Genomic DNA, 13,866 nt, shown 5'->3' on the forward strand with positions numbered 1-13,866 from the left:
ATATTAGTCCTCAACCTTGAGAATAGCCATGAATGCTTCTTGTGGAATCTCTACAGAGCCCACAGACTTCATACGTTTCTTACCAGCTTTTTGTTTTTCTAAGAGTTTACGTTTACGAGAAATATCACCGCCGTAACACTTCGCCAAAACGTCTTTACGCCACGCTTTTACAGTCTCACGAGCAACAATTTTTGTACCTACCGCTGCTTGAATTGGAATTTCAAACATTTGACGAGGAATAAGTTCTTTTAATTTTTCTGCTAATGCACGACCACGTGTTGCAGCACGGTCCTTATGTACGATAATAGACAATGCATCTACAGGATCACCATTTAACAAAATATCCATCTTAACCATTGGAGATTGTTTATACCCAATTAACTCATAGTCAAGAGATGCATAACCCTTAGTAGCAGATTTCAATTTATCAAAGTAGTCGTAAATAATTTCACTCAATGGTAAGTGATACACAACAGATACACGTGTTTCATCCAAATATTCCATAGATTGATATTCACCGCGTTTATCTTGAGATAATTCCATGATAGTACCTACGAAATCTTTTGGTACGATTGTAGTTGCTTTTACATAAGGTTCTTCAATGTAGTCGATTTCTGTTGGAGGTGGCAATTTAGCCGGATTATCTACCTCTAGCATTTCTCCATTTGTTTTATATACCTTGTAGTTTACAGACGGAGCGGTCGTAATGAGCGTCAAGTTATATTCTCGCTCTAACCGTTCTTGAATAACGTCCATATGTAACAAACCGAGGAAGCCACAACGGAAACCAAAACCTAAGGCCAAGGATGTTTCAGCTTCATATTCTAAGGCAGCATCATTAAGCTGTAATTTTTCTAATGCATCGCGAAGATTCTCATAGTCTTTAGACTCTGTCGGATAGAGACCACAATATACCATAGATACAGCCTTACGATAGCCTGGCAATGGTTCTGGTGCAGGATTATTAGCTAATGTTACCGTATCACCTACGTGGCAATCTTTTACATTTTTAATGCTAGCTGCAATACAACCTACAGAGCCACAAGGTAATTCTTGTACCGGTACGAGATTTGGTGTAAAGATACCGAGCTCAGTTACATCAAAATCTTTTTTATCATGCATCATACGAATAGTATCTTTTGCCTTAATAGTGCCTTCTTTTACCCGTACATACGCAATAGCACCTTTATACGAATCAAAGCGGCTATCAAAAATCAATGCTCTCGTAGGTTCATCAGATTTATCTGGTGGTGCAGGCACCTTATTTACAATGGCTTCTAAAATATCTGGAATGCCAATGCCAGATTTAGCAGAACATAATACTGCTTCTGATGCGTCTAAACCAATGATATCTTCAATTTCATGTTTAACCCGATCAGGATCGGCAGAAGGCAAATCAATTTTGTTAATAACAGGAATGATTTCAAGGTCATGTTCTAAAGCGAGATACACATTTGCCAACGTTTGAGCCTCTACACCTTGTGCAGCATCTACTACGAGTAATGCACCTTCACAAGCTGCAAGAGAACGAGATACTTCATAGCTGAAATCCACATGGCCAGGAGTATCGATAAGGTTCAAAGTATACTCTTCTCCATCTTGTGCTTTATACAAAATGCGAACAGATTGGGCTTTGATAGTAATACCACGTTCTCGTTCCAAATCCATGGAGTCTAGGACTTGCGCTTCCATTTCTCGTTTTTGTAATGTGCCAGTATATTCAATTAATCTGTCGGCGATGGTAGATTTACCATGGTCAATATGAGCTATAATACAGAAGTTTCTAATCTTTTTCGTTGACATACTATGTGAACAAGTTCAAGGAACTTGTATTCTCCTTTCTAACATACGCGATCGATAACAGCACCTCCTAATAATTGAGTGCCATTATAAAAGGCTACGGACTGACCTGGTGTAATAGCCCGTTGTGGTTCTTCGAAGATAACTTCCATCGTATCATCATCTAAGATACGTGCAGTACATGGAGAAGGGTTCGCAGCGTAGCGAATTTTACCTTCCGCCTTTAATTCTTTATGAATTGTATCATCTAAGAAATTATAGAACTTGCAAATCATACGATTTGTAAAGAGTCGTTCATTAGGACCTACGATGACCTCATTGCGCTCCCCATTAAAGCCAATAACGTATAATGGATGCTTATATGCAATACCAAGGCCTTTACGTTGACCAATAGTGTAATTAAATAAGCCAGTATGCTTACCTAATACTTCGCCATCTTCAGTAACGATATTACCAGACTTTGGTTTGTCCTTCATTTCTTCTACTACAAGCTTTTGGTAGTTACCATGAGGCAAGAAACAAATATCTACACTATCTGGTTTTTTAGCTACTGGTAAATCATATTCAGCAGCTAGTTTACGTGTTTCAGTTTTACATTGTCCACCTAGTGGGAACATAAGATGACTCAAAATTCGTTGGTTCATATTGTACATAACATAACTTTGATCTTTGGTAGGATCAACGCCTTTATGTAATTCATATAAACCTGTTTCTTCATTATAATTAACCTGTGCATAATGACCAGTAACCATATGTGTGGCCCCAAGTTCAAGAGCACGATTGAGCATCAAATCAAATTTGATATTTTTATTACAGAATACACAAGGATTTGGTGTGCGACCATAGGCATATTCTTTTACGAAGTAATCTACTACATTATCGTAGAATACATCACGAGCATCAATAACATGATGCTCAATGCCAAGAAAATCACACATCTTCTTAGCATCTGTTACAGCGAGGGGCACTGAATCATAAGGTGTACCACTCACCCACAGCCATAGGGTAATACCAAATACTTTATAGCCTTGTTTTAGTAGCATTGCAGCCGTTAAAGAACTATCTACGCCACCACTCATAGCTACAGCGATAACTTTTTCCATACTTTCTCCTTTTAATGATCTCTTGATCATAAAACTAATCAGGGTGAAAGCCTGACGTGTAAAACACTAGTTCGGTGTAAAAGTCCGAGTAGTATTGCTATGAAATTATAGCAACTTATATTATAGCCTAGAATTAGGTACATTGAAAAGATTTGAAATAAAAAGAATCCCTTTCATCAAAAGAAAGAGATTCTAATTATTATCTATGTTTTAGTAATTCTTCTGCAGCACCTAAAATACCTAGCATGGAATGTTCAAATACTAAGCCACCTTGCATGAAAATCGTATACGGAGGACGAACAGGCCCATCAGCACTTAATTCAATAGAAGAGCCTTGTACAAAGGTACCACCGGCCATGATAATTTTATCTTCGTACCCAGGCATATCACCAGGAATAGGATGTACGTGAGCATCTACCGGAGAATATGCTTGCATACCTACACAGAAGTGCTCCATTTCTTCTCCATTTTTTAGATTAATAGCTTGAATTAAATCATAGCGATCAGCATTTACCTTAGGGAAGACATCATATCCTAACAATTCACCTACTGCAGCCGTATATACAGCCCCTTTAAGAGCTTGTAATACTACATGAGGAGCCATAAACAAGCCTTGGAAGAATAAACGGTAACCAGGCGCATAAGAACCCATATGATCACCAAGTCCTGGAGCAGTCAATTGATAGGCTGCATCTTCAACTAAGTCTTCACGACCTACGATATAGCCACCTGTTGGTGCTAAACCACCCCCTGCATTCTTAATGAGAGAACCAGCCATAATATCTGCACCTGCTTCTAAAGGCTCTTGAAGCTCTGTAAACTCACCATAGCAATTATCTACAAAACAAATCGTATTAGGATTTTTAGCTTTTACAGCATCTACAATAATTTTAATATCAGCAATAGATAATGGTTCGCGCGTACTATAACCACGAGAGCGTTGAATCACGACCACACGCGTATTATCATTAACAGCATTAACAATGGCATCTACATCATAAGTATTATCTTTCAAAGGTACCTCAGTATAGGTAAATCCCTTTTCTACGAGAGACCCACGCACTTTACGGGATGCACCGATAACAGATTGCATCGTATCGTAAGGTGCCCCTACTGCATAGATAAATTCAGCCCCTTTTGAACCATTCCCCATTAAAGAAATCAAAGTTGTTGCTAGTGCATGTGTGCCAGATACAAAATGAGGACGAACAATAGCTTTTTCACCTTTAAATACATAGGCGAATACTTCGTCTAACTTCTCACGGCCCACATCGTTATAACCATAACCAGTAGTACCTGTAAAATGATAATCAGAAACTTGGCACTCTTTAAATGCTTCTAATACTTTTTTAGTATTGGCTAACGCAATAGGTTCAAACTTTTTAAATTCAGGTTCAGCCATCTCAAGGGCTTTACTACGTATTTCTTCTAATGTCATGCTAATCCTTCTCTACGAATTAATTCCATAGCTTTATTAAATATAAAATCTTTAGATGTATTATTATCAATATGAATCCATTCAATATATGGCATGCGCTTATACCAAGTGATTTGGCGCTTTGCAAAATGACGAGTGTTTTTCTTGATTAAAACTCTACATTCATCAAGGTTAATACTGCCATTTATATAGTCTACAACCTCTTTATAACCAATACCTTTAAAGGCTTGGCACTCAGGGTTTACACCAGACTTAACAAGCTCCTCAACTTCTTCAATTAAACCTGCATCAAACATCATATCAACCCGTAAATTAATGCGTTCATATAACTTATCTCGCTCTCTCATAAGACCAATAACAGGTCCTTTATAAGATACACCATCTTTTGTCTGATTACGTAACGAATCTACATCGCCATGATGCAATATTTCAATAGCTCGATATAAACGATGCTTATCACTATATTGAATTTCTATATTATGTTCTTTACCTAAGGTGAAAGCATATTCTCGTAAACCATCAATACCTTTAGCATTAAATAGCTCATCTAGTTCTAACCGTAAACTTTCATCAGGCTTAACGTCATTAAAGTTATAGTTCTCTAATAACGATTGAACATATAACCCTGTACCACCAGACAGAATAGGTAGAATATTCCTGTCATTTAATCTACCAATTATCTCTTTAGCTTGATTTTGGAAAATAGATACTGAATAGGAATCATTTGGTTCTAATATATCGATAAGATGATGTTTCACACGGTTAAGTTCATCCACCGATGGTTTAGCGGTACCAATATTGAGTTGTTTATATACTTGGTAAGCATCACCAGAAATAACCTCAGCATGTAGATGTTCTGCTAAATCCAAGGTAAGATCTGTTTTACCTACCGCCGTTGGTCCAACAATGGTAATTAAGGGATTCACATTAACTCCTTCATATATACACCATAGCCTATACGACTATATTTTCCACCCACCCATTGATGGGGTGGATAGTTTTGAAAGACCGAACTAAATGGTCGTTCTTTAATAATAACACCATAAGTGGCTACACGCATAGCCTGTGCCATGATTTTATCATCTATATGACTTTCCACAGTATGTCCTCGAAGAGGTTTGAATTGAGGACTTTCCTCTACAGGAACTTCAAACATAGGATCAAAATAAATGATATCAATACTATTGTCAGGTAAATTTGGTAAATAGTGTTCAAAGGTATCGTGATTTACCTTAATGCGTCGTAATGCATTCGTTACACTATCATCACTATGAATATAATGAGCTAAACCATGACTAGTGGCAAGCCAAATAGGTAAAGACCCTTCTAGGCCAGTTATTTGAGCCTGTGGGTAACCATAACTCACTACAATACTGTCACTACCAAGACCAATTGTACAGTCTAAAAACGTAAATCTATCTCTATTAGATAATCCTTTTTTATCTAATATGACTTGTACCGCATTAATTAGATGATCAGCTTCACCGCGTTGTAAACGTAATATACGCAATTGAGCCATAGACAAATGAAAGGTATGTTGTTGATGTTCTGGGAAATGAATAGTTAATCCAGAACCAGCAAGAACCGCAATATATTCGCATCGATACTTACCGAATAAAGCAGGTATCGATGATTTACCTCGTTTTATATAGGTCATATGCATAGAGGAAGCCAATATTTTGGCTTCCTCTTGAATGGCCTCATTAGATTTTTGAGCTGTTGTTACAATATTCATATTAAGACCGTAAGAATAACTTACCTAATTCATCAGGCGTAAATTTTATAATCGTTGGACGACCATGAGGACATACGTACGGTTTTTCAGTACTAAATAAATCCTCAATTAAGGTAGTCATTTGATACATATTTAAATTATGACCTGCCTTAATGGCCCCTCTACAAGATGCATAAGCTAGCATTTCATGACGTAACTGAGCCTTAGTAGGCTGTTGATGTTCATGCAAGTAAGAGAATACATATTGGAGAATTTCAAAAGCCTTTGACTCTACTAAATCTACAGGAGCCCCTACTAATTTGATTTTCGTAGGACCACCTAACTCTACATCAAAGCCAAGATCAAGTAAGGTTTCTCGTTCTTCCTCTACCAAATTCATTTCATCATCTGTAGCCTCGTTATATTGAGGAACTAATATAGATTGCATTGGAATAGATTCAGAAGACTTACATAGCTTGTCATAACGGACACGTTCATGTGCAGCATGTTGATCTATAATATAGAGATCATCACCCTTTTTAGCCAAAATATAACAAGACGCAACTTGGCCCATAGGTAAGAATCCAGAGTTTTGTATAGTTCGTTCCTCACTATCTTGTTCACGTATATCTTGAGATAGAGACTTAAAACGTTCTATATCCTCTTTAGTATAACTAGTGTATTCCTTAGGAACAGCGTCGAAACTTTCATCTATAAAGGAAGATTGTTCAAAAGTAGCCTTTGGTGCAGGTGGTGTATATCCCTTAGCTTTAAGATTCTCTACAAACTGGGTAGTTTCGCCACGCATAACTTCGTACCCTTTAGTACGGCGACCACCAAATACTTTATCATAATCTACAGCAGTAGCTATATGTTCTGCAGATTGCATATCGTCGTGAACAACAGAAGGTGTTCTATAAGAATCATAGTTACTAGTTCCATTAGACATATTAGTATTGTCATCACTTTGGTTGATAGCCGTATTGTGAGTATTACTACTATCTTTTGATAATGACTCACTTATGCCCATATAGGCAGAAGACTCCCGTTCATATCGCTCATGAAGTGGATTATTGAGAGCATTTAAAATACCGTGATAAACGGCTTTAAATATAATCTTATCATCAGAGAATTTTACTTCACTCTTACGAGGGTGTACGTTAATATCAACCATTCCTGCAGGCACTGTAATATTTAGAACCACTAACGGATGACCATTTTTCGGTAATAGTGCATGGTATGCATTATCAATAGCCTTCATAATGGTTTTATCAGAAATAACACGGTTATTGACGATAATAGTTTGCCAAATTCTAGTACTTTTAAGAAGGGTCGGTTTACTCACTACACCATCGATATAAATAGAATCACTTTCGTAGGCAACAGTGAAAATATCATCCTTTGTTTTATATCCATATAATGCAGCTACCGTATCACCAATATTACCATTGCCAGGTGTAATTATAGCTACCCGATCATCTACGATAAGTTTAAAAGAAATATGTGGATTGCTAAGGGCAAGTTTGCCTACAATATCTTGAATTTTAGAAGATTCGGTACGCTCAGATTTCAAGAATTTGCGACGGGCTGGCGTATTGTAGAACAAATCTCTTATTTCAATAGTCGTACCTGGTGCAGCACCATAAGGAATACAATCGGTAAAAGTACCACCGTCAACAGTAATACGAGTTCCTAAATCAGAGTCTGCTTTTCGTGTAGTCAACGAGAAATGAGATACAGAGGCAATACTAGCCAATGCCTCACCACGGAAGCCTAGAGAAGCAATATCAAATAGATCCTCTACTTGTTGTATTTTAGAGGTGGCATGACGCAAAATTGCTAGGCGTGCATCCTCTTCCGTCATACCAATACCATTATCGGTAATCCGCATATAGGCTACACCACCATCGCCAATTTCAACCTCAATATTGGTAGCAGAAGCATCAATTGAGTTTTCGATGAGCTCTTTAATAACTGATGCGGGACGTTCCACAACTTCTCCAGCAGCTATTTTATTGATTGTGGTTTCATCCAATACATGAATGGTTGCCATTATTTCCCGCCTCCTTTACGAGCCTCCTCTTGTAGTTCATATAATTTATTTAATGCTTCAATCGGTGTCATGCTCATTACATCTACTTCTAGCAGACTATCGACCACTGAATGTGTAAATAAATTGCCTAATGGAGAATCATTAACTTGTTTAGTAACAGCCTTCACTACATTATTAGGTTGAGCTCCAATCACACGATTATTTAAATCACTAGTATCATGACTTTGGTCTTCCAGCGATTCCAAAATCACTTCTGCCCGTTTTAATACAGAGTTTGGTAAGCCTGCCAATCTAGCTACATGAATACCATAGCTTCGATCTGCACCACCTTTGATAATGCGGCGCAAGAAGGCAACATCTTTACCTTTTTCTTTAACAGCCACAGTGTAATTTTTTAGTTTACTATAGCTTTCCTCTAAACAAATCAGTTCATGGTAATGAGTAGCGAATAATGTCTTGCCGTGAATGTGTTTACAAATATGCTCTACTACAGCTTGGGCAATACTTAAACCATCAAAGGTACTCGTACCACGACCAATTTCATCTAAAATGATTAAGCTGTTATGTGTAGCATTCTCTAAAATATAGGCTACCTCTTTCATTTCTACCATGAACGTACTTTGGCCAGTAGAAATATCATCACTAGCACCTACACGTGTAAAGATACGATCTACTGGAGAAATAGATGCTTCACGGGCAGGAATAAAGGAACCGATTTGTGCCATAATCATCAAAATAGCAGCTTGACGCATATATGTTGATTTGCCGGCCATGTTAGGACCCGTAATGAGTAAGAATTCTTCATCATCATGATTTAGAACTATATCATTTGGTACAAAAACTTCACGCTTCAAGAATTTCTCAATTACAGGATGGCGACCATCTCGAATATTGATTTGACCATTCATTACGATAGTAGGACAAATATAATTCTCTTCGTAACCTACTAGTGCCAAAGAACACAATACATCAAGCTCAGCAAGAGCACGAGCTGTTTCTTGTACATCTTTAATGACAAGTTTTATATCATTTCGTAGCTGTTGGTATAATTCATACTCTAAAGCGATTATCTTGTCTTTAGCGCTAAGAATTTTGATTTCAAACTCCTTTAACTCAGGCGTAATATAACGCTCCGCGTTAGCTAAAGTTTGCTTTCGAATAAAGTAATCAGGTACTTGTTCAGATTTATTATGTGACACTTCAAAGTAATATCCAAAGACTTTATTATAACCAGTTTTAATTTTAGATAAACCGGTAGCTTCTTTGATATCTGCTTCCATCTTAGCTAGCCACTGCTCGCTATTAGTAGCTAAAGAACGTAGTTCATCTAAATCTGGATTAAAACCATCTTTAATGACGCGACCTTCTTTTAATGTCAATGCTGGTTGATCTGCAATAGCACGACATAATAAATCATAAATATCTTTATGGTCTTGAATGCGGTCATTAATAGACGTTAATGATAAACTTGCACATGTACTTAAGAGGTTTTTAATGTCAGGTAAAACAGCTAATGATTCGCGAAGTGCTGTTAAATCTCTAGGTGAAACAGAACCAGTTTCCACACGACCTACAATACGTTCAAAATCATAAATACAATCTAGTAAGCTACGGATATTAGACCGCTCTGCTCCACGTGTAATGAGTTCTGCCACGGCAGCTTGTCTACGTTGAATTTGATTTACATCAGTCAACGGACTTTCAAGCCATTGCTTTAATAGGCGCGCCCCCATTGGTGTTAATGTGCGATCAAGTACATCAAGTAATGTACCTTTTTGACCACCATCACGTAAGTTATGAGTAATTTCTAAATGGCGCAAAGAAGATGTATCTAAAATAAGACGATTACCTACACTCAATTGATGAACATAATTAATATGGGAAATTTCAGACTTAATAATTTCTTCTAAATATAGAAGCATATACCCTAATGCTTCCCATACATCCTCTTCCATAAGGCCTAAATCACCAAAGTGAGTAACTGCTTTTTCCGCGACCTCTCGTTGTGTATGATATGTACTAAACGGAGATAATACAATATTGCTGAATTGATTATCCATAAAGTCTTTTATATCTTGCGGTAATACAGTTCCTTCAGGCAATATAATTTCACTTGGACGATACATGCTGAGCGCATCAAACATATCACTTCGTTTTTCACAATCAGTAGTACGATGCCAAATAACCTCCCCAGTAGATACATCTGAAAATACAAGTATCCATGCATCTTTTACCATGTAAAATAATGATAAAAAGTTGTTTGACCGTGCATCATTACCATTTTCAGTCATTACAGTTCCCGGTGTAATAACTTTAATAACGTCACGCTTAACGATACCCTTGACTGCTTTGGGATCTTCTAATTGTTCACAAATAGCAACCTTATAACCTTTTTTTACCAATGTTTCTATATAACTTTCAGCAGCATGAAAAGGAACGCCACACATTGGTGTGCGTTCCTCATCTCCTGTTGGGCGACCGGTTAAGGTTATATTAAGTTCACGAGATGCAATTAATGCATCATCATTAAATAATTCATAAAAGTCACCTAAACGAAAGAACAGTAATTCTTCAGAATACCTAGATTTAATATCTAAATACTGCTCCATCATAGGTGTTTGCTTTTTTGCCATACTTACCCCTTTTGTATTGTACCGTAGCAAACCCAAGTTTGTGCTTTATCAATATATGCTGGTACTGTTTCACCAATTGATAAAGAATCGTCTTTCGGGAATAACACCATTTTATTCCCCGAAGTACGACCAAACCACATATCTTCATCGCGAGGACTTGGCCCCTCTACAATAATATCAAACACTTGCCCTTCCATAGGTTTATTTAGTTCATAAGAGATTTCATTTTGTACGTCCATCAATGTTTGTAAACGCACGCGTTTAACCTCTTCCGGAACTTGATCATCCATAGTCGCTGCTGGCGTACCAGAACGTTTAGAATAGATGAAAGTATACGCCATATCATAACGTACATCTTTCAATAATTGTAATGTAGCTTGGAAATCTTCCTCTGTTTCCCCTGGGAAGCCTACAATAATATCTGTAGTAACTACTACATCTTTAATCTTCTCACGACAGTAGGAAAGTAATTCTTTATAATGCTCTACTGTATAGTGTCGATTCATCTTTTTAAGAATGCGATCTGATCCAGATTGAATTGGTAAATGTAAGTGTGTAACAATGTTAGAAGAACGACCAAGGGCATCTATCATAGATTTACTCATATCTTGAGGATGACTTGTCATATAACGAATACGTTCAATACCTGGAATACCATCGAGAGCGTCTACTAATGTACCAAAATCTGTACCATCTTTAAAATCTAAGCCATAAGAGTTTACATTTTGCCCCAATAAAGTGATCTCTTTAAACCCTTTTGCCCCTAGTTCAGTTACTTCTTTTACGATGGCCTCTACAGGACGACTAATTTCTCTACCACGAACGTGAGGAACGATGCAGTACGTACAGAACTTATTACAACCATTCATAATTGGCACCCAAGCATAGAATGTACCATTTGGCTTCGCTTCTAATTCAGGAAGTACAGTATTATCCATATCTACACTAATTTGATGTGTATGTCCCCGTTGTACCTCTTCAATCATTTCATTAATATGTTGAATATTATGAGTCCCTAAGACAATATCAATATGAGGAGCGCGCTTAAACATTTCAGCTTGATTCTTTTGTGCCATACAACCCGTAACAGCAAGAATCAAGTTTTTATTTTTTCTCTTTAGTCTCATTAGCTCACCTATGCGGCCATAGACTTTAGTTTCTGCATTCTCACGCACTGCACAAGTATTTAATAAAATTAAATCTGCAGTTTCCACGTCCTCTGTCGGCGTATACCCAACAGATTCTAGCTGATGCGATAAGCGCTCAGAATCGGCAGTATTCATTTGACAACCATAGGTGTAAATATAATAAGACTTCATTCTAACTCCTATACTTTAACAATCTTACGTTTAGTTTCAATAATATTTTTAACTTTTATGGACATCCGTTCAATAGACATACCTGTAATGTATTCAATCTCATTGCGTACAGATTTTTGTACTTGTTGCATTAATGTTTTTACAGGATAACCATGTTCAATAACAACAGCCATATCTACAACGAGACCATTTTGGCCTTTATCACCTTTTTTGAAAGAAATAACACTGGAATCATCAACACCAGCTACTTTTTTTAGGCCATTACGAATTAATTTGATGATTACATCATCATCAAAGGTAAGTCGACCATAATAACTGAAAGCAGGACGCACTACAGAACGTTCAAAGCCTTCAGAACCAATTTGTCCTAATGTATCTTGATCTTGTTTTTTCAAGGTACGACGACGCCACATCGTTTTAATTGGATCAATTAAATACCCTCTAAAGTGAGGTTTTAATTCCATTGTTGGTACTGGAATAATATGTTTACCTTCTTTTAGACGAGCATGTTGAGCCTTTTCGATCTCCTTTGGCGTAGCAACATCTTCAATACGAATATATCGATCAGGATCTTGTAGTCCTAATGCTTTTGTAATTTTCTTAACCATGTTATCAGATGTACCAATAATCATGAGTTTATTAGGATTAATTTTATCAAGTTGTTCCCGAACAGATTTTACTTGCACTTCATCTTGGAAAATAGCGCGGCGAACTGCTTTTAATCGACTAGATTCCTTCTTAGCAGAAAAACCTGCTACGATTTTATTATCATGAATTAAGATACCATCATCTATAATACATTCAATTTGATTTTCATGAGCCACTACGAGCGCACGATGGCTTTTACCAGTGCCACTACTACCTACAAATGCGATGACTTCCATAGCCTACCTCATCGTTTATAACAAACTAAGAAATTCTGATACATCTTGTCCAGATACTAAATAATCACCAAAATTATCTGGTTCTTTTCCTGGAATTCCATGGTAATCAGAACCACCAGTAATAAAGAGTTTATGCTGTTTAGCTAACGCTTTATATCGTTCTACATCTTCGTCATTATGTTTTGAATGATACACCTCTATACCATCAAAATCAAAATCTAACATTTCTAGCACATATTCATCACTGGAAACTAGTTTAGGATGTGCCATAACGGCAAAACCACCAGCTTTATGAATAATATCAATAATATGTTGAACCTCAACTTTCACCTTTGGCACATAGCAAGGACTGTCCTTACGAAGAATTCCTCTAAAGACTTCATTAACATCCTTAGCATATCCACCATCAATTAAAAGTTTACCAATATGTGGCCGTCCATAAGCTTTAGTATCAGGAAATTGTTTGATTAATTCTTCTTTTGTAATTTGATATCCTTCGCTATTACAGCGTCTTATCATTTCATCGACACGTTCTTCACGTTTTCGTTTAAAGAACGTAATAAAATCATTTAACTCTTTATTATTTTCATCAAAACAATATCCTAAAATGTGAATAGATTTATCTTTATAATCAGCACTAAATTCACAGCCGTTTATAATTTTAATCGTTTTATTAGGATCTAATTCACGTTGAGCAGTACGCAATGCTTTAATGCCATCAATTTCATCATGATCAGTTAAAGCCATCATAGACACATGGCAATCTAAGGCATGACGCAATAATTGCTTTGGCGTTTCAATACCATCAGAATAAACGGAATGCATATGAAAATCTACAAGCATATAATACCTCCCATTACAAATATCCTATCCTTTAATTATGACTGATTTAGTCTATTAATTCAAGTTTAGAAAGAAAAAT

General features: G+C 36.8%; 10 protein-coding genes. All 10 read right to left on the reverse strand.

Features of this window, described 5'->3' with window-relative positions; genetic code table 11:
* Window positions 1-3 precede the first annotated feature (3 nt).
* The 10 genes from lepA to KH109_RS02675 all read right to left on the reverse strand — a co-directional run bounded on the left by lepA (window position 4) and on the right by KH109_RS02675 (window position 13,787).
* Window positions 4-1,803 carry a translation elongation factor 4 gene (gene lepA, locus KH109_RS02630; RefSeq protein ID WP_295215462.1) on the reverse strand — a complete coding sequence of 600 codons (1,800 nt, stop codon included), beginning with the start codon at window positions 1,801-1,803 and terminating at the stop codon, window positions 4-6.
* A 38-nt stretch (window positions 1,804-1,841) separates the two neighbouring features.
* Complete coding sequence (gene mnmA / locus KH109_RS02635; RefSeq protein ID WP_295215465.1) at window positions 1,842-2,903, reverse strand: tRNA 2-thiouridine(34) synthase MnmA; 1,062 nt, start codon at window positions 2,901-2,903, stop codon at window positions 1,842-1,844.
* Between the two features lie 199 nt (window positions 2,904-3,102).
* On the reverse strand, window positions 3,103-4,341 hold the full coding sequence (locus KH109_RS02640; RefSeq protein ID WP_295215467.1) for a methionine gamma-lyase family protein: 1,239 nt from the start codon (window positions 4,339-4,341) through the stop codon (window positions 3,103-3,105).
* A complete protein-coding gene (gene miaA / locus KH109_RS02645; RefSeq protein WP_295215469.1) occupies window positions 4,338-5,267 on the reverse strand; it encodes a tRNA (adenosine(37)-N6)-dimethylallyltransferase MiaA in 930 nt (309 codons plus the stop codon). Before miaA ends, KH109_RS02640 begins: the two co-directional genes overlap by 4 nt.
* Complete coding sequence (locus KH109_RS02650; protein ID WP_295215472.1) at window positions 5,264-6,076, reverse strand: class I SAM-dependent methyltransferase; 813 nt, start codon at window positions 6,074-6,076, stop codon at window positions 5,264-5,266. Before KH109_RS02650 ends, miaA begins: the two co-directional genes overlap by 4 nt.
* Window position 6,077: 1 nt before the next feature.
* Complete coding sequence (mutL, locus tag KH109_RS02655; RefSeq protein ID WP_295215475.1) at window positions 6,078-8,108, reverse strand: DNA mismatch repair endonuclease MutL; 2,031 nt, start codon at window positions 8,106-8,108, stop codon at window positions 6,078-6,080.
* Window positions 8,108-10,741, reverse strand: coding sequence for a DNA mismatch repair protein MutS (gene mutS / locus KH109_RS02660; protein WP_295215478.1), 2,634 nt, complete (start codon window positions 10,739-10,741; stop codon window positions 8,108-8,110). The genes mutL and mutS overlap by 1 nt, the downstream gene beginning before the upstream one ends.
* Before the next feature lie 2 nt (window positions 10,742-10,743).
* On the reverse strand, window positions 10,744-12,060 hold the full coding sequence (miaB, locus tag KH109_RS02665; protein ID WP_295215482.1) for a tRNA (N6-isopentenyl adenosine(37)-C2)-methylthiotransferase MiaB: 1,317 nt from the start codon (window positions 12,058-12,060) through the stop codon (window positions 10,744-10,746).
* A gap of 8 nt (window positions 12,061-12,068) precedes the next feature.
* Window positions 12,069-12,944, reverse strand: a complete 876-nt coding sequence (locus KH109_RS02670; protein ID WP_295215485.1) for an Asp23/Gls24 family envelope stress response protein — start codon at window positions 12,942-12,944, stop codon at window positions 12,069-12,071.
* Between the two features lie 15 nt (window positions 12,945-12,959).
* Window positions 12,960-13,787, reverse strand: a complete 828-nt coding sequence (locus KH109_RS02675; protein WP_295215489.1) for a PHP domain-containing protein — start codon at window positions 13,785-13,787, stop codon at window positions 12,960-12,962.
* Between the last annotated feature and the right edge of the window lie 79 nt (window positions 13,788-13,866).

Source organism: Veillonella sp. (assembly GCF_018381775.1).
Lineage (GTDB): Bacteria > Bacillota > Negativicutes > Veillonellales > Veillonellaceae > Veillonella.